Source organism: Pseudoalteromonas luteoviolacea NCIMB 1944, from assembly GCF_001625565.1.
Lineage (GTDB): Bacteria > Pseudomonadota > Gammaproteobacteria > Enterobacterales > Alteromonadaceae > Pseudoalteromonas > Pseudoalteromonas luteoviolacea_F.
Map to the genome: position 1 here is coordinate 15222 of NZ_AUXS01000014.1, position 17744 is coordinate 32965.

The window sequence follows — 17744 nt, forward strand, 5'->3', positions numbered from 1 at the left end:
TACAGATATGTCTAGCAAACAATTAAAAAGTGATAATTTTTTTGTAATACGTACACCGCGTTTAGCCTTGGAGCAGCTGGTGGCATTTGGCGATGAAAACCAAGACACAAACACGCTGTTAAGTGCATGGTTGGCGACACCTGGGGTTGAAGAAGCGATTTATCTGGCCAGTCCATCACTGCTGGAGCGCATCGATCAATGGCGCACTAAACCTGACTCTAAACAGGGTAAAAAAGTCGCCCATGCACTGATTAAATACATGGTGCGCATGTGTTCGCGCCCTACACCATTTGGCTTATTCTCAGGCATTCATCAAGGGAAAGTAGATAGTCAAACCACGCTAACACCAGCAAAACACACTAAAGATACACGCAAAACCCGGCTTGATATGTTTTATTTGTCGGCGTTAAAAGAGCATTTTATTAAACATGCTTCACGTTCAGATCATCTGACCTATAAGCCAAACTCATCACATTACTTTATTGCCGAGCAGTGCCGTTATATCGAAACTTATTTGTCTGATGACACCATGCAGTATCGATTAAGCGCCGTTGAAAGTGATGAGTACTTTAAGTTTGCACTGGAATTGGCTAAACCGGGTTTGAGCTTCAATGCGCTTGTTTCGCATTTTCTTGCGCACTATCAAGAAGCGGATCAAGAAGAGGTCGAAAACTATATTCAAGATCTGATCGATGAAGGCGTGTTGCTTGCTGATATTCCACTGCCTTTGACGGGCGATTCTCCGGATCAAGCGTTACTTAAATCAATTGAAGGCATTAAAGAGTTGGATGCGGCGGACAAGCTGGCAACGGCACTGAGTCAAATAGAGCAACTTGATAACGCACGAAGTGGTGAGATCGCACCGTACAAGCAGCTGCTGTCTCACCTTGAAAACCTGCCGGTGAAGGCACAAGAAAACAAACTATTCCAAAGTGATATCTATCGCGCGTTTGAGCAATGCCAAATTTCTGAAATGGAACTCAAGCGTGTACAAAAACAATTGGAAGTGATCGCAGGGTTGACTATCACCAGTGCCGGATCTGGTTTAAGTCAGTTTATGACGCAATTTAACAGCCGCTTTGAAGGCCAGTTTGTGCCTCTAGATGTGATTTTGGACGATGAATCAGGCATAGGTATTTCTACCGAAACAGGCTACGAAGCACCGTTGGTCGCGGGGTTAAACTTAGCACGCAATGGTTCTAATCAGGCGACAGCGCCTGAAGTGAGCATGATTGACAGCATTGTTGAACGCGCGCTGAGTTTACCTGAAAACCGTGGCAAAGACTGTGTGGTGTTGAAGAGCAAAGAGCTCAAAGGGAAAATAAATAACAAAGACGCTGTAAAGAGTTTTCCATACTCTTTTGGCACTATGCTGAGCCTATATCAAGATGACAGAGGCAATCCTGTCTATAAATTTAATGGCTGTTATGGCCCATCCGCAGCAAACTTATTGGGCCGGTTCTGTCACCTTGACCCGCAATTAAAAGAGTCGGTCACCGAACATTTAACCCATGAACAGTCCCACAGTGAAGATGTCATTTTTGCAGAAGTTGTGCATATGCCTGAAGGGCGACCTGGTAACGTGATAGCCCGACCACATTTGAGGCAATATGAAATTGTATTTATGGCTGACAGCGCGTTGAGTGACGAATTCCAAATCCCACTCAGTGATTTGCATGTGTGGGTTGAAGGTCAAAAAGTGAAGCTGTGGAGCAAGCGTTTAAATAAGCAAGTTATCCCGCGTTTATCGAGTGCACATAATTACTCGGCACGCAGCTTAAGTGCCTATAAGTTCCTATGTATGTTGCAACACCAAGAAGGGCGCGCGCCGCACTTTAGTATGCCATCGAGTACAGAGCGCGCTTCATTTGTACCTAGAGTGATGTTAGATAACCTGATCCTCAGTGAGAAGACTTGGCGTATCGAGCGCACAGAGTTGGAAGCGGTCAATAAAAAAGGCCAGTTCAATCGCCAGCAGCTTGACGACTTAATGCAAAAATACCAGTTGGATGCGCAAGTGAGCTTTGCCATGGCTGACAATGTATTGCAGCTGGATTTACGCAATCCGGATATGTTTGCCATTTTATTAGGAGAAAGCAAGGGCCAGACGACAGTCGAGTTAAAAGAAGTACTAACCAGTGCTTATCGCTCTCGCGTAGTGGACAGCGCAGGTCACCATTATAACAATGAAGTGATAGTGCCGTTTTTCAACGAACATGCTGTGGTGCACAGTCATTTCTCAGATGATCCTATTGCAAATATTACTGCGGAGCCGATTAAGCGTCGTTTCAGTGCAGGCTCTGAGTGGCTAAGCTTAAAGATATATTCAGGTAACTCTTTGGTCGAACAGTTATTGACGGATGAGTTATTGCCTTTGATTGAACAAAATGCTGGGCTCTATGACAAGTGGTTCTTTATTCGATACGGTGATCCTGATTGGCATATTCGTCTGCGTTTCCACGGTGATCCGCAACTATTGTGTGGCCAACTGTTACCGCGCTTAAATGCACTACTAGATCCAAAAATTGAATCAGGAGAGCTTCACAAGGTTGAGTTAATGACCTACGAGCGAGAAGTTGAGCGTTACGGTGGTCCTGAATCAATGGGTTTGGTTGAGTCGCTGTTTATGTTTGATAGCCGATTAATCGCTCAATCATGTGCATTGGTAGAAGAATATGGTGAAGACATTCGTTGGCGTGTTGCGCTGGCATGCACCCATCGACTGCTGAATATGTTTGAGTATACAGATGAAGCGCGTTTTGCTTTGGTGAGTCAGCTGCGCGAGGGCTTCGGCCGAGAGTTCAACGAAACCAGTGCATTGCGTAAGCAGCTGGGTAGCCGTTATCGTGAATACCAAGAGAAGCTAGACGATGACTTTATCAAGCTAGTACCTGAGCAGGCGAATCAATGTGATGAGGCGCAATCTGCGATATTGAACATTTTAGAACAGTGGCAAAATAGCGCAGCGCCAGTGATTGAAGTTTTGAATCGCCAGATCACAGAAAAGCAACTGAATTGTACTCGGGATTCATTGCTGAATTCACTCTTGCATATGCACAACAATCGCATGTTCAAGGCGTATGGTAGAGAGCAGGAGCTGGTAATACACGACCTGTTACGCCGTAAGTACTTTTCAGCAGATAAAAAAGCATAATTGCGGACATGAATGAAAAAGCGCTCACTTGAGCGCTTTTTTTGTGCTTTGCATAGAGGCACACTAAAGTTAAAGCCTTGCAGAATAAATTACAGTCTAAAAAAATGAGGAATAAAATGATGAAAACTCTGCGTTGGTTGTTATGTTTAGCATGTATATACAACCCATCTGTCTGGGCCGGCGAGCTGGCAAGCGAGCTCAAAGTATTTAAGCCTTATTTGGGGACTTGGCAAGCCAGTTTCAGTATGTCAGCAGATGCGCCTGCAGTGGAAGATATCAGTCGTTGGGAGCGCGCACTCAATGGAACGGCTATCAGAACACTACACTCAATCAATTCAGGTGACTATGGTGGCGAGTCTTTGATTTTTTGGGATAAACAAAAACAGTCTTTGGTGTTTTACTACTTTACCACAGCAGGGTTTTATACTTCCGGACGTATTGAAGTGATCAACAAGTACGAGTTTGCAGCTTATGAGCAGGTTGTTGGTAACCAAAATGGTATTACCGAAGTCAAATCTACCAGTCGTTATAAAGATGGCAAATTTACTGTTGCAACTCAATATTTTAAACAAGGGAAATGGACACAACCAGAAACCCGTACTTATCAGCCCAGTGATAAAAGCGTGGTATTTAAATAAGTGGCTACTAAGCGATTATTTTTTGGTATTGGCTTGGCAAAAAGCGACGCCTTAGATATTCAGAGCTGGCTGGCTCAGCATGTGAGTGCGAATAAAGCGCCAACATTGATGCGTAACTGGCATCTGACTTTGGCTTTTTTGGGCCAAGTTGATAGTCAGCGAGAAGACGCGATGGTGGAGTTCGCAAAGACACTCGCTGCGCCGCCCTTTCAACTGCACTTCTCTCAAACCGGCTACTGGTCACACAATGGGATATTTTATTTGCGGCCCGATCACACTAATGCGCATCACTTATTACAGTTAGCTGAGCCATTGCGACTTTGCGCGGAGCGGCAGGGGTTGTATCGCAACCCTTATCCGTTTTCACCGCACATTACCTTATTTAGAGGTGTTAAACCGACGCCTCAGGTAAACAGCCCGCTCATGCCTTTTTCTATTGCCGTGACGCAGTTTCACCTTTATCACTCGCATTCACAGGCTGATGGCTTGCATTATTCGCCGATCCACACATTTAAACTTAGCGCTTAAGCCAAGACAGCGCCTTGGTAAGAATATAGTGACTTAGCTTTTGCAGCATGCCGGTATGGCCACATTGTTTAAATAAGCGCTCTGTGGCTTGGTTGCGGGCAGTACTGACATGTTTTCGTCGACATTCTTTGGCGGCATCTTGCCAGTTTTCGCTGCGAATGGCGTGCAATAAATTGGGCCATGCACGACTCAAGTTAGGAGTACCTAAATTGTACGCCATGTCGAGCAGCGCGAGCTGAGCATTGGTTGGCATACGGCGAAAGGGAATATAGCCGTTTTTTGCACTAAAGAGCGTTTCTAATTCAGCTTCAAACTCGGCAATTTTTTTCTCCAACAGTTTGATGCATTCTTCATGTGGTAAGTAGAGTTTGCAATGTGGTTCGTACCAGCTTGCCAGCCGTCCTGACTGGAGCCGTGTAATGTTTTCAAATTCTTGGCACTTAACTGCCCGACTTGCGGCTTTGTGCGTGGCTTTTTCTCGCAATGCCAATTTATTGAGCTGGTTGGCGCTGGTGATATGAAAGCCAGCTCCTAGGGTGACATTGCCCCGCGTATCAAGGTATAAATGGGCAATGACTCCTTCGTACAAACAAATGTGTTTGGCCGCTTTTCTACGGTTTACTGTATGGCGTTGGAACAACTCTCAACCTTTTTAACGTCTGACTCTTTGTTGACTATGTAGCATTGCTCTAGTAGAGAGCAATAGCAAGTATTTACTTCAATGTCATGGGCTATGTCGCCAATTTTCTCCCATAAGCTGTTGTTGAACTGGCTTCTTACCATAGAAAACAGCACCAAATCATTGCCATCAGCAAGTAGGGCATTGTTTGGGTTGCTGGTCACATACCAGCCAAACTGCTTCATGTAGTTGATGTCGGCATTGTCAGCTTGTGCTTCTTTCAGTGCTGACTGGTACGCCTTGAGGCTACAACAATCGTTTAGCAACTCGACCAAGCTATCGTATTGTGTGTCGCGGTAGGTAAATAACATGGATTTGATCAGTGCGGGGCCCGTTCCGGAGTTTGTGACTTTCACTTTCATATGCGCACGCTCTGCTTCAATATCGTAATCACTGTAGCTGACCTGCAGCCAAGGCCAGGTTTCTGCGTACAATTGCCTCTCAGCAGCAGTGACTTGCTCTTGTGCGGCTTTGGCTTGCATGTAGGTTGCGTAAAAGGAAGCAGCAGAGATTAAAATGGCACATAGCGCTAAAATACTGTTCATCTTTGAGCGTGACAAACGCAACTTCAGTTTGGGCTTAGTGCAGGGTGGTTCTGGTATTTGTTCTGGATGAGAAGACATTATTCATTTCCTTTTGATGCGATCAGGGAGCAGCCAAGAAGATGGTCAGCTGCTTGCCAATCTGCAATGTCGAGTTTGATAGTTCATTCCATTGCTTTAGCTTGTTTACTGAGACGTTAAATTGCTTAGCAATACGCCATAGACTGTCTCCGGATTTAACAGTATAGGTGTAATGTTGATCTGCCAATACCGGCAATACGAGGCGCTGTCCGATGCGTATGGTATCTGAGCGCAGTTGATTGAATGACTTTAACTGACTGACGCTGAGTTCATAATTGGCGGCAATGACACTGAGGCTATCACCACGGCGAACTGTGTACGTTTGCCACTGGTTACTAGGCATGGTCGGCAGGTTTTGCGCATAAGCGGCCCACTCTGCGGTTTTGTCTATGGGCATGATCAATCGATTGGGCCCACCGAGCAAGGCCGGAAAACGTGCGTAGCCGGTGTTCAATTTTGCCAACATAGACCAGTTTGGATCTCTGTCTAAAATTGTCGCAGCTGGCAAAGAAACGACGCTGATCGCCGGTTGGTTTGCAATGGCTGGAAAGGGCATAAGCTGTTGTTTAAGTAATTGTGTTGCAGCGATGAGCTTTGGCACGTAATGACGCGTTTGACGTGGCAGTTTGAGGGCAAAAAAGTCGGTTGATTTTCCCGCTTTACGATTGTTTTCAATGGCCCTTAAAACACGTCCTTCGCCGGTGTTATAGGCGGCAATGGCGTGGTACCAATTACCATCAAAACGCTTGTGTAAATAGGTCAAAAAATCCAGTGCAGCATTGGTTGAATCAATGAGATCTTGGCGTCCATCGTACCAAGGGTTTATTTCGATACCATAATGTTTTGCAATCAAAGGCGTGAGTTGCCAAAGGCCTGAAGCGTGTTTGTGTGAGTAGGCCTGCATGTCAAAGTCGGTTTCGATCAAAGGCATCAGCGCTAGTTCAATGGGGAGTCCACGCTTTTCGATTTCAGTGACAATATAGTACAACAGCGGATCTGCGCGCTGACTGATGGTATCCATGTAGTTGGGATGTTGGAGGTACCAATTTACCCGTGTCAGTACTCGAGGGTGACTTGAAGGAGCGAAACTGATTTGTTGGCGGATCCGCTGCCAAACATCTTCAACCTGCATTGGCGCAATGGGAAACGCTGAAGTTACAGTCTCTTTGCTCTGTTCTGGTAAAGGCGATGGCTCGATATGTAATTCTGGCAGAGAGTTTTGGCTAAGATCTGTCGAGTCTTCTTGGGTAGATTGGCAGGCCGTCAGAGATAGGACCCAAGCAATAAGTAGCGATCGTTTAAGCATGGTAGCGCCGTATTGTTGTTATTCTTCTGGCACTATTTTATAAGTTAGTGAAATAAATACACAAGTTAAAAAAATTGGTACACCAAGCTTAATTTACATAGTTTCTGTTTATTTTTTGAACTAAACTGGGTGTGAGTGCGTTTAAGTAAGTAGTTCCATTTAGCAAGAGGTGTTTTTATGGATCGCACAGAATTGAAAGAGCAATTTGAGCATAGTTATATGGATCCCATTATTCTGAGCTATGCAGACTCCAATCATTATTTGGCTGGTGGTTTAGATGTATTAGGTAATTATCATCTGATCACGGACAAACAGGGTAAAGTGGTGACCTACAATTCACTGCGTGAAGCTGAGGTTGAACTGGCACATCTCGGTGCCACAGAAGCCACCCTCGACATGGAAACCGCCTATGATGAAATGGTCGGTAGCGTCAGTGATGGCCACTGCCGTTTTAAGTTACCCTTAGTGCATTGACCTGAGTCCCTTGATGGGGCGCTATGCCCCAGTCTACAACTGTCCCAGTAACGAAATGGTGACAACAGGATCGACACGTTCATCAAAACGCCGTGTGCCTATGTACGAACCATGTCGATTGTTGGCGTAAAAGTTTTGCACATAGCTGTATTTGGCCGTGTTAAGCGCGGTCAAGGAGATATGCATCCGTAAATCAGTGAACAGTTGATATTCTGCAAATGCGTTTACTTCTACTTGGTCTTTTTCTATGTATATTTCGTCAACGTAATAATTGGTCTCTTTTTCTGGGATGTACATATCAAGTCCCCAGCTATATTGCTGCATATCTTGACGAAACTCGATATTCGCGCTTTGGGGTGTGAGGCCGTCAACAGGCCGGTTTCCTGCGAGTGGGTCATCATATTGCGCATGCGCAAAATCATAGCTGACGCTCAATTGACTCCCTTCAAGCCAGTGCTCTGTTTGCCAAGTTGCACTGAGAGAGGCGCCAAACTGACTCGCATGTCCCGCATTGCCTATCATAGTGTCGCCATCGGGTAATTGCAGGTATTCATGTATGTCTTTTTGCCACTGGTGAAATACATTGAAATTCATCACTAGGGTATCGGCTAGGCGGATATTGAACTGGGCCGCCACCTCACTGTATTGGCTTGGCCTCAGTTGCAGGTTGCCAGATTGTGTGCGGTCAAATTCAGCATCTTGGCTCTGCACAAAGTCATCAAAATCGAGCTGATCTACGTGATGCTGAGCAGTAAAAATAACATCCCAATTCGATTGAGGGTCGTAACTTAACCTTGCTACAGGTTTGATAAAACCCAAATAGGTTTTACTGCCTTGCTGAGCGCTACTGGATAACGTTGTACGCTCCGTATTTAAGCGAGTATACAATTGCCACTGTTCGCTTAGTTCTGTGGTGATAGCTGCATAAGGTTGATAGCGTAACTCGGTGACTTGGCCTTGCTCAAATCCACTGTCGTAATAGGTTATTGCATGCAACTGATTGCGGCTGATTTCAATGCCCATTTCTGGTGCATAGCGCATGTTAGGCGCGCTAAAATTAAATTGTACTACTTGCTCTTGCTGAACCTTGTGTTGCTGATATAAATCTGCAATTGGGCCGTGCTGATATGTTACCTCGTTGGCATCGGTCATATTACGATTGTGCAGCGCAATAAACTGCCATTGACTATGTTGGCCACTGTGTTGCCAATTAACACTCATTTCATACTCAGATTCAGATAGATAGCTATCAAACAGCCAGGGAAGTTGCTGAGCACTAGTGCGGCGTTGTGCTATTTGTGTGCCGTCATTGGTCGCTTTAATTGACAGTGCTAGCCGAGTGTCTTCGAGATTGCGCTGACTGGTTAATGAAACTTGTCGGCTATTGAGTTTCTCAAAGAAATCTTCATGGCCTTGCTCAAGCGTCATGCCAACTTTATCGCGTTCATCATACAGTGAGGTTGATTGATAGCGGTCATCTTGATAGTGCATATTGACCTGATGCTGCCATGCGTCTGCGGGTAACGAAATTTGAGCTGCCAACTCACTGGGTCGATAAGCCTGATAAGCTGAAGTGAGTTTACTGCGCGCTTGCCAGTGTGCGCTGAGTTTGGGCGCACGGGTGATCACATTAACCAATTGATTAAATTGATTTGCAGTGCCAAAGGGGTGACCGCTGTTGTATAGATGGATAGCGGCAATTTGGTCGCTTGGCAGCTGTCTTAAAATATTGGTGAGCGACTCAGACTTAGAAACAGCAGCTGCGCCATTGATCAGCACATTGCCTGCGGCAGCACTGAGCCCGCGTTGTGAGTTCGATTGCGATAAAGTAAAGCCAGGTAGCTGGTTGATTTTATCTAGTGCATTTTGTCCATATAGATTGTCGAGTGCCGAGTCTGTGAATTGTACAACGGCAAATTGCTCACTGTTAAGAGGCGGTACTTCTGCTGCGGCTGAGGCACCAAAATAGCATACACCTAGGCAGTAAAAACTGAGCGAGATGGCCCGATAGTTACGAAATGTCATGGTTGATTGAGTCCCTTGTCAACTTACTTGCTGACGATATTTGAATAAATCAATCTATGCTAATCAATAACCTAGGGATAGTTGGTCGCTTTTTGGGACGAATGGATAGGTATTGTTCACTCGTCCCAAGTGGCGCGGGACGAGTGCTGTGCTGGCTGCTACGCGACATGTTTGAGTTTGGCTTTGAGCGCGGGCTTAAATGCTTTACTCAGCGCAACGGTTTGACCGCTTTTGAGTAACACCAGTCCGCTGCCTGAGGGCTTGATTTGAATACGTTCAATGTAGTTCAAGTTGACCAGATGAGAGCGGTGGGTGCGGACAAATTGAGAGTTGGGTAGTTGCTGCTCAACTTGCTTTAATGTGATGCGCTTAAGGAAATGCTGATGCTCAGTATGCAGCTCAACATAATTGCTGGCAGAGTTAATATGGGTGATATCATCATAACTTAATAATGCGGTTTTGCTGCCAGCATCTACTTCAAACACGTCGTGTTGTTCGGTTAATTCTGTGCGTAAGAAAGTATGCCAAAGATAGCTGATCACACCTAATACCAATGGGTGTGACGGCGCGAAATAAAGCATGGTATAAGGGATCGGATCGCACAGTACCAAGAAGTCAAAAATGGCTTGATAGGTCATAGAAATACACAGCATCAGTGAGATAATCGCGATCCATCTTTGTTTCGTTAAAAGCTTTGCACTGTGGTATTGGCTGAGTAAACGAAATACGATAGGCGTCAGCACATACCAGATCCCCCATTCTTGCAAAGCCCATCCCGGTCGATTGTTGATCTCCTCAGCGGGTGGCATAGCCCAATCGTAGAGTACATAGGTCGCCGTCATGAAGAAGATGAATGCACTCCAACCTGCACAGGAGATCAGCCATTCCTTTTTAAGTTGTTCAGTCATCATGTAACCCTAAATCAGAAACGCGGTAGTAGTTTACTAGAATAATTCTATTTGCCTATATAATTGTGATGATATTTTAAGCAGGTTGCTTAACCGAACACACAACGAAAACAGGCGCCTTTTGGACGATTTAAATAAATGAGCTCACCGCCATGTTGAACCATTATCTGTCTCGATAAGCTGAGACCAATACCTGAGCCTTGCTGTTTGGTTGAAAAAAACGGCACAAACATCATTTTGCTGGCTTGTTCACTGACGCCCGGACCATTGTCACAGATATCGACACACAGTTGACCTTGTTCGTTAACTAAGCTTGTTAGCTGGATTTTGGGAGTACTATTAGCGGTTGTGGTCATCGCTTCAATGGCATTTTTACCAAGGTTGATGAGTACTTGTTCAATTTGTTTTACGTCGAGTGTGCACATAGTGTGTGCTGCACACGCTACTTCAAATTGCACACCGGGGTGCTGAGCAGTAAATAACTGTTTTATCGAATTTAGCAGGTCGTTCAGATTTGTGGGTTGCAACTTGGGCGCAGGTAAATTACTTAAGTGTCTAAACTCTTGTATAAATTCACTTAAATGTGCGCTTCTGGACGCCAAAGTCGTCAAAGCAAGGGATAAGTCTTGTTTGTCGTCTAGCTCGTCAAATGTCTGTCCTTCGGGGAGCAAGGTTAAGCAAGTTTGCGCCATCGATGCTAAAGGTGTGATTGAGTTTGCGACCTCGTGTGTCAACACTTTGGTTAATTGTTTATACGCTTGCTGCTCTTTGGCATTGAGTTGCTCAGTAATAGGTTGCAGTGTCACCACTTTGTATTCTTGATACTGCACTCGTAAGGTGCTTACTTGTATATACAGGGTGTCTGGCTGCTCTTTACGTTGCCACGTAAAGGTGCCATGTTGGTTTGTTGTGGCTTCAGAAATGAATTTATACGCCTCGGCACTTCCTGCATTCAGTGATTGTAAATGGTTGATTTTAATACCAAGTTGCTTGCTCGCAGCGGAGCTTTGCTCAATCACTTGCTCATGCTCATTACAGATTAACATCGGCAGATCCATATGATTGAATACCGCGTTGATAAACTGTACCTGTCGCTCAGCATCTATTTGTGCGGCTTGCATATGCGCTCGAGCCTGTTCGTAACTTTTGCGTAGTGGGTGAGCCAGTGGCAAACCGAGTGTGTGATCGCCATTGGCTAAAGCGCGAAACAATTGCTCAGGATAGCGCAATGTTTGTTGAAAGAGGCGACTGATCCAACCTATTTGCATAATGGTAATAAGTAGCATGACCGCCGTAACCGCACTGACTCCATAATGAGTAATGGATAGATACAGTAAAGCGCCACTCAACAGTAAACTGACAGTGCCAAGCATAGCCTTAAAGTGTATATCCATGGGTTACAGCCCGTACTTTTCTAGGCGGCGGTACATTGCGCCTCGCGTCAGTCCCAGCGCTTTAGCTGCGTGACTGACATTACCTTGGTGGTGCTTCAGTGCCGCACGTATGGTGCGCTGCTCAATAATTTCTAAATCAAAGGTATCAGATTGCAGAGCCTCATTTTGTGCATCATTCGTTTGCTTCTCAGCAACCAGCACGTGATGAATGGCAAGCTCGCTGCCTTCGGATAAGATCACGGCGCGCTCGATAGTATGGGCGAGTTCACGCACATTGCCGGGCCAGTGATATGCGCATAGTGAACGCATAGCACTGGGAGGCAGGGTTAAATCACGGCGGTACTTTTGCTGATAGATATCGACATAGTGCTGCACGAGCAGAGGAATATCTGCTTGACGCTCTCTTAGCGGTGGAAGGCGGATCTCAATGGTGTTGATTCGATATAACAGATCTTGGCGAAACTGCCCATTTGCAACGGCTTCTGGGAGTGCTTCATTGGTTGCACATATAAGGCGAATATCAGTATCGATGACCTTATTACTACCAATCGGGGTGATCTGTCTGTTTTGGATAGCAGCAAGCAATTTAACTTGCTGTGCGAGAGGCATATTAGCGACTTCATCTAAAAATAAGCTGCCGCCGTGAGCCAGTTCAAAACGACCAACACGATCTGCTTTTGCATCGGTAAATGCCCCTTTCTTATGGCCAAATAGCTCACTTTCAAATAAGTTTTCCGAAACGGCACCCATATCAAGGCTAATAAATGGCATGTGCGCGCGTGGACTTTGGGCATGAATGGCGTGTGCCGTGAGCTCTTTACCTGTGCCACTTTCCCCTGTAATTAAGATATTTGCATCGGTTTTCGCTGCTTTCTCTAAAGTATCAAACACTTGCAGCATGGCATCACTTTGGCCCAAAAATTCACTTTGGGGAGAACTGAGGGCCTGACTGAGTCCTTGTGTTTGTCGTGATAATTGGTTGAGTGCTTTTTTGTCTTGCGCATGTGCGAGCGCGGTGGCAATAACCGTCAGGAGTTGATCGTTTTGCCATGGCTTGGCAACAAAGTCGGTTGCGCCATTTTTGATGGCTTCGACGGCGAGCTGCACGTCACTATATGCGGTCATCAGTACCACGGCTATGCTCTGATCTTGGGCGTGGATTTTTTTTAGCCAGTAGAACCCCTCTTGGCCACTGATGGCATCTCGATCAAAGTTCATATCGAGTAAAATAACATCAACAGGATGACTATCAAGCAGTGATGCAACGTCAAACGGATTATTTGTCGTGATGATTTTTTTATGGTGCTTTTTCAGCAGTAATTTTGCTGCAAGTAAGACGTCTGTGTTGTCGTCGACGATAAGAATGGTGCCGTGCTTGTCCATGCGATGAGCTCGTTATAGTTATTTTTTGACCGTTAGAGCTTAACGTAAAACCCGTTTAACTGTCCAATTATGGACATCAACCTGTTCTGTTTTCGGACACTTATTAAAAAGAGTATTTAAATCAAACCCATAATTTATTGATTTATAAAGAATTAATTTTTGGCATTAAACTTGTTTTAACTAAGGTATCTAAGCCAAAGGAGCTGATACCATGGACAAAAAAATTACTACACCGACACGCCGCAGATTTTTAAAACCTGTGCTCGCAACGGCTGTTGCTCTACTGATAGGGTTTGGTGCATACAGCATGAGTCAATCGGCGCAACAACAAGGACTGTCTCAAACTGTGAACATGGCTGGCCTGACGATCAATAAAGTTGTCAGCGGAGGATTCAAAGATGCGTTGAGTGTGCGTGGGCAGGTGGTCCCCAAAACGACCATTTTTTTAGATACTGTTTCCGGTGGTCGTGTTGAAGCGCGCTTGCTAGAGCAAGGTGCCTATGTTGAGCAAGGGCAGCCTTTGGTACAGCTCTCCAATACCAATTTGCAGTTGGACGTAATGAGCCGTGAAGCGCAGGTGACTGAGCAATTAAACTTTTTGCGCAATACGCAAATGACCATGACCACCAATGCGCTTAATTTAAAGCGTGATTTATTGGATATTGAATTGGAGATCAGCCACTTAAAAAGAAAGCTAACGCAATCAGAAACCCTTTTGAGTAAAGGTTTGATCAGCCAAGAGGAAGTCGATGAAGTGCGTGAAAACCTACAATATAACCGTGATATTCATGCGCTAACCATAGAGCGCCAGAAACAGGAAAGCAGCATTCGCAAAGTGCAACTGGCACAGCTGGAGGACAGTGCAAAAATGTTACAAGAAAATTTACAGTTCGCGCGTAAAAACCTCGAAAGTTTGCAGGTCACAGCGCCAGTGTCAGGTTATTTAAGCGAGTTGGATGTGCAGGTTGGCGAGTCCAAACAAGCGGGTGCGCGCCTTGGTCAGATAGACATTCCAGGCGAGTTCAAGCTGGCGGTCAGTTTGGATGAATTTTATCTCAATCAGGTGTCGTTAGGCATGGCTATCGAGATTGCACATGGCGACCACATGTTGCGCGCAACAGTAAGCAAAATTGATAGTCGCGTCACGAATGCACAATTTCAAATTGAGGCTGAATTGCCGTCTGGGACACAGGATATCAAACGTGGCCAGGGGCTTGATGCACAACTGATGTTTAGTACTGAGCAAAGCCAAACGACCTTGCTGCCGCGAGGGGCTTTTTTTAGCACCAGCGGCGGTCACTGGGTGTTTGTGCTCAATGAGAATGGCACCCAAGCGCAGCGTCGCAACGTAAGGTTGGGCAAAAAGAATCAACACTATTACCAAGTATTATCAGGCCTTGCACCGGGAGAGCAAGTGATCACCTCTCATTATGGCAACTTTGATAAAGCCCATGTTTTAAATCTAAGTAACTAATAAAAAGCATTAAAGGACAGGAAAATGATTAAGCTCTCACAATTAAATCGCGTATTTAGAACCCATGAAGTTGAGACAACTGCACTCGACAGTATTAATTTAACCGTCAGTGATGGTGAATTTGTGGCCATTATGGGCCCTTCTGGTTGTGGAAAGTCTACCTTATTATCGATTTTAGGTCTGCTAGATGGTCCCTCAAGTGGTAGCTATCTGTTTGACGGCACAGAAGTGTCGGGCTATTCCGAGCAACAGATGGCAAGCTTGCGAAAAGCTTCAATCGGATTTGTCTTCCAAAGCTTTAACCTGATCGATGAGTTGACGGTGTTTGAGAATGTGGCGCTGCCACTACAATACCAAAATGTATCAAAAGCAGAAAGAAATCAGCGTGTTGAAGAGATTTTAAAACGTGTAGGTATTGATCATCGAGCCGAGCATTTACCGCAACAGCTATCAGGCGGTCAACAACAGCGCGTCGCTGTCGCCCGGGCATTGGTGATCAACCCGAAACTGATTTTAGCCGATGAGCCAACCGGAAACTTAGATTCGAAAAACTCTCAAGAAGTGATGGCGATGCTTCGTGAGTTAAATCGAGAAGGCACAACCGTGATCATGGTGACTCACTCTGAGAAAGAAGGAGACTATGCAGATAGGGTGGTCCGGTTATTAGACGGTCGGATCTTGGTGGATAAAGCCAGTCAAGTAACTCAACCAAGCCATGTTGCGTAAGTAATAGGAGGCATTATGTTTTCAAGTTATATCACCACTGCTGTGCGTGCATTTGCCAAGCATAAACAACATTTTGCGCTAAATGTGCTGGGGCTGAGTCTAGGCTTGGCTGCCGCCATTATGGTGACTCTATTTGCAGTCTATGAGTTCTCGTTTGACCGCACGCAGCCAAATGCCGAGCGGGTGTATCGGGTTCATACCGATTATCGCAGTTGGGGTTTGCAATTAGTCGGGACGGCAGGCACTGATACGCCATTTTTGATGAAGCAGCAAACTCAGGTTGAAGATGTCTTGTTGCTTGCCGATGCCGACAGTTTAGAGTTTTATAATGCGCCGTTGGCTTTGACTGTTAAAATCGCGGATAGACAAGTGCAGCTGCCAGATTTTTATTCTGTCAGCAACAATCTGCTCGATTTTGTGACTCTAAATGTGTTGTCGGGATCAGTGCAAGATGCCATTTCATTGCCGGACCAATTAGCACTGAGTCAAAGTACGGCGATCAGCTTATTTGGCCGCACGAATATAGTGGGCGAACAGCTGAACCATGGCTCAGGCAGTTATACTGTCGCTGCTGTATTTGAAGATTTACCAGACAATACGCATTTTTATTTTCAGACGCTGACAGCGCTGCCCAAACACGCCGATCCGGACGTTCATGGCTATGTGTATATGCGCTTGGCACCGAACGCTGATGCGGCGTTGATTGAAACAGAACTTAATCGCACCTTTACCGAGCGCCAGCAAGGTCGTAGAAAAACTTTATCACTGCAAATGATACCGCTGCTGGATGTGCACTTTAATAGCCGTGGCCCATTTGAAATGAAGCAAGGTGGCTCGAAACAAGTTATGTGGGTGAGCGTGGCACTGGCCGTGGTCTTGTTATTGGTGGCGAGCACCAACTTTATTAACCTAAATATCGCTGCTGCGGCCAAACGTGCCAAAGAGGTTGGTGTGAGAAAAGCCTTGGGCGCGAGTCGTTTGCAACTTGTTCAGCAGTTTTTGACTGAAGCCGTACTGGTTGCGAGTGTCGCTGGTTTAATTGCGTTTGCACTAGTGGAGATTGCACTGCCCAGCGTAAACCAACTGTTGAATAGGCAATTGAGCTTAGACTTTTCTATGTGGTTTTTAAGTGGCGTTATTGTGGTGATTTTACTGGTTGGCGTGCTATCTGGCTTATATCCTGCGCTGTTTATTTCTTCTTATAGTGCAAAAAGGGTATTGAGTGGCGATCTGCAACGCGGGAAAACCGCAATCTGGGTACGTAAACTGACGCTATATTTACAAAGTGTGTTGTCAATTGCGTTGATCATCGCAGCGGTGACCATCTACAAACAAATGGCGTTAGTGAATGATTTGGAAGTAGGTTATGGTAAAACAGAGCGATTATTGGTCAAAGATCTACCTGCGGAGTTAGTTTTCAAAACCGACAATAACCGTCTATTTGAGACCATTCGCAGCATACCTGGCGTTTCTCAGGCAACTGCCAGTAATACCAATCTAACCGTTGATATGAATGGTGAATTGCACTTAACTTGGCCAAATGGTGAGCAAGTAGAAGGCACACAACCGACCGTTTCAACCGGATTTTATGCAGCTGAAACACTAGGCCTGACGATTTTGGCTGGGCGTGACTTTTCTCCTCAGTATGGCACGGATTGGGCGCACACAGATGAGCAAGGCATTACTCGTTATGCAATATTGATCTCTGAAAGTATGATGCGACTTGCAGGTTACACGGATCCACAAGAGGTCATAGGTAAACAAGCAACAGCGCGCCGAGGCCGCACTCAAGTGAACATAGTGGGTGTTGTTGCCGACGTGAAGCTGGGCTCAGCGAAACAAACTCAGCTGCCGATATCATTTCGCGCTGGTGTAATTAGTCACTCGTCTGCAAATATCGTGGTCAAACTGGATGGCTCGGTGGCGGCATCTGATGTGGCGCAGCAATTGCGAACAGTAGTGACTGAACAATTGAAGCTTCATGAGGTATCTGTCACCCGCATAGAAGATGAATATCAGCAAGCACACATTAGTGAGCATCGTGTACAGCAGCTAGTTTTGTTCTTTAGCTCGTTGGCGGTATTTTTAACTTGTTTGGGTGTGCTGGGACTTGCATCGTTTTCTGCGCTTCGCAGGCAAAAAGAGGTTGCAGTTCGAAAGGTGCTTGGCGCTTCTCGCATTAGTATTGTTAATTTGCTTGCGAAAGAATATCTAGCATTAATCGTGGCGGCAATGGTGTTGTCATTCCCGTTAAGTTATTGGTTCTTGGACGGGTGGCTGAATCATTTTAATGAGCGTATAACACAGGCTATTTGGGTATATCTGTTCAGTGCAAGTTTTGTGGCGATGAGCACTTGGCTAACTGTTGCAACGCTGGCATTTCGAGCCGCAAGTATAAGACCATCTTTGATTTTACGTTACGAGTAATGGTA

At 45.5% G+C, this 17744-nt stretch carries 14 protein-coding genes; 7 read left to right on the forward strand and 7 right to left on the reverse strand.

What is annotated here, in order from left to right:
• Positions 1 to 7 precede the first annotated feature (7 nt).
• From N483_RS03145 to thpR, 3 genes are all read left to right on the forward strand, one after another.
• The gene (locus N483_RS03145) at positions 8 to 3154 is read left to right on the forward strand and encodes a lantibiotic dehydratase (RefSeq protein ID WP_023398949.1); all 3147 of its coding nucleotides are present in this window, start codon (positions 8 to 10) and stop codon (positions 3152 to 3154) included.
• 116 nt (positions 3155 to 3270) lie between these two features.
• Positions 3271 to 3792, forward strand: coding sequence for a hypothetical protein (locus N483_RS03150; RefSeq protein ID WP_023398950.1), 522 nt, complete (start codon positions 3271 to 3273; stop codon positions 3790 to 3792).
• The gene (gene thpR, locus N483_RS03155) at positions 3793 to 4320 is read left to right on the forward strand and encodes an RNA 2',3'-cyclic phosphodiesterase (RefSeq protein ID WP_023398951.1); all 528 of its coding nucleotides are present in this window, start codon (positions 3793 to 3795) and stop codon (positions 4318 to 4320) included.
• On the opposite strand, the gene N483_RS03160 is transcribed toward thpR, so the two are convergent.
• The 3 genes from N483_RS03160 to N483_RS03170 are packed head-to-tail and all read right to left on the reverse strand — an operon-like array spanning position 4310 to position 6928.
• Positions 4310 to 4960 (reverse strand): pesticin C-terminus-like muramidase, encoded by a 651-nt coding sequence (locus N483_RS03160; RefSeq protein WP_023398952.1) that lies wholly within the window; start codon positions 4958 to 4960, stop codon positions 4310 to 4312. The genes thpR and N483_RS03160 overlap by 11 nt on opposite strands.
• Complete coding sequence (locus N483_RS03165) at positions 4939 to 5622, reverse strand: hypothetical protein (protein WP_023398953.1); 684 nt, start codon at positions 5620 to 5622, stop codon at positions 4939 to 4941. Before N483_RS03165 ends, N483_RS03160 begins: the two co-directional genes overlap by 22 nt.
• 22 nt (positions 5623 to 5644) lie before the next feature.
• Positions 5645 to 6928 carry a LysM peptidoglycan-binding domain-containing protein gene (locus tag N483_RS03170; protein ID WP_023398954.1) on the reverse strand — a complete coding sequence of 428 codons (1284 nt, stop codon included), beginning with the start codon at positions 6926 to 6928 and terminating at the stop codon, positions 5645 to 5647.
• A gap of 177 nt (positions 6929 to 7105) precedes the next feature.
• Between N483_RS03170 and N483_RS03175 the strand changes: the two genes are divergently transcribed.
• Positions 7106 to 7402 (forward strand): DUF6482 family protein, encoded by a 297-nt coding sequence (locus N483_RS03175; protein WP_023398955.1) that lies wholly within the window; start codon positions 7106 to 7108, stop codon positions 7400 to 7402.
• A gap of 33 nt (positions 7403 to 7435) precedes the next feature.
• On the opposite strand, the gene N483_RS03180 is transcribed toward N483_RS03175, so the two are convergent.
• From N483_RS03180 to N483_RS03195, 4 genes are all read right to left on the reverse strand, one after another.
• Entirely contained in the window at positions 7436 to 9427 is a 1992-nt protein-coding gene (locus N483_RS03180; RefSeq protein WP_023398956.1) for a hypothetical protein, read from the reverse strand.
• Between the two features lie 158 nt (positions 9428 to 9585).
• The gene (locus N483_RS03185; RefSeq protein ID WP_036975918.1) at positions 9586 to 10335 is read right to left on the reverse strand and encodes a LytR/AlgR family response regulator transcription factor; all 750 of its coding nucleotides are present in this window, start codon (positions 10333 to 10335) and stop codon (positions 9586 to 9588) included.
• A gap of 89 nt (positions 10336 to 10424) precedes the next feature.
• Entirely contained in the window at positions 10425 to 11729 is a 1305-nt protein-coding gene (locus N483_RS03190; RefSeq protein ID WP_023398958.1) for a sensor histidine kinase, read from the reverse strand.
• Positions 11730 to 11732: 3 nt separating this feature from the next.
• Positions 11733 to 13112 (reverse strand): sigma-54-dependent transcriptional regulator, encoded by a 1380-nt coding sequence (locus N483_RS03195; RefSeq protein WP_023398959.1) that lies wholly within the window; start codon positions 13110 to 13112, stop codon positions 11733 to 11735.
• Between the two features lie 211 nt (positions 13113 to 13323).
• Here N483_RS03195 and N483_RS03200 point away from each other — a divergent pair, with 211 nt between their 5' ends.
• Genes N483_RS03200 through N483_RS03210 form a run of 3 tightly spaced genes read left to right on the forward strand, consistent with a single transcriptional unit; the run spans position 13324 to position 17739 of the window.
• Complete coding sequence (locus N483_RS03200; RefSeq protein ID WP_023398960.1) at positions 13324 to 14586, forward strand: efflux RND transporter periplasmic adaptor subunit; 1263 nt, start codon at positions 13324 to 13326, stop codon at positions 14584 to 14586.
• Positions 14587 to 14610: 24 nt separating this feature from the next.
• Positions 14611 to 15312, forward strand: a complete 702-nt coding sequence (locus tag N483_RS03205) for an ABC transporter ATP-binding protein (RefSeq protein ID WP_023398961.1) — start codon at positions 14611 to 14613, stop codon at positions 15310 to 15312.
• Positions 15313 to 15327: 15 nt separating this feature from the next.
• Entirely contained in the window at positions 15328 to 17739 is a 2412-nt protein-coding gene (locus tag N483_RS03210; RefSeq protein ID WP_023398962.1) for an ABC transporter permease, read from the forward strand.
• The last annotated feature ends 5 nt before the right edge of the window (positions 17740 to 17744 follow it).

Excerpts from the sequence above, each read along its gene's own strand:
- N483_RS03205 (WP_023398961.1), top strand. The coding sequence starts at position 14,611 with ATGATTAAGCTCTCACAATTAAATCGCGTATTTAGAACCCATGAAGTT.
- N483_RS03190 (WP_023398958.1), bottom strand. The coding sequence starts at position 11,729 with ATGGATATACACTTTAAGGCTATGCTTGGCACTGTCAGTTTACTGTTG.
- N483_RS03165 (WP_023398953.1), bottom strand. The coding sequence starts at position 5,622 with ATGTCTTCTCATCCAGAACAAATACCAGAACCACCCTGCACTAAGCCC.
- N483_RS03210 (WP_023398962.1), top strand. The coding sequence starts at position 15,328 with ATGTTTTCAAGTTATATCACCACTGCTGTGCGTGCATTTGCCAAGCAT.
- N483_RS03145 (WP_023398949.1), top strand. The coding sequence starts at position 8 with ATGTCTAGCAAACAATTAAAAAGTGATAATTTTTTTGTAATACGTACA.
- N483_RS03150 (WP_023398950.1), top strand. The coding sequence starts at position 3,271 with ATGATGAAAACTCTGCGTTGGTTGTTATGTTTAGCATGTATATACAAC.
- N483_RS03180 (WP_023398956.1), bottom strand. The coding sequence starts at position 9,427 with ATGACATTTCGTAACTATCGGGCCATCTCGCTCAGTTTTTACTGCCTA.
- N483_RS03185 (WP_036975918.1), bottom strand. The coding sequence starts at position 10,335 with ATGACTGAACAACTTAAAAAGGAATGGCTGATCTCCTGTGCAGGTTGG.
- N483_RS03195 (WP_023398959.1), bottom strand. The coding sequence starts at position 13,112 with ATGGACAAGCACGGCACCATTCTTATCGTCGACGACAACACAGACGTC.
- N483_RS03200 (WP_023398960.1), top strand. The coding sequence starts at position 13,324 with ATGGACAAAAAAATTACTACACCGACACGCCGCAGATTTTTAAAACCT.
- N483_RS03170 (WP_023398954.1), bottom strand. The coding sequence starts at position 6,928 with ATGCTTAAACGATCGCTACTTATTGCTTGGGTCCTATCTCTGACGGCC.
- N483_RS03175 (WP_023398955.1), top strand. The coding sequence starts at position 7,106 with ATGGATCGCACAGAATTGAAAGAGCAATTTGAGCATAGTTATATGGAT.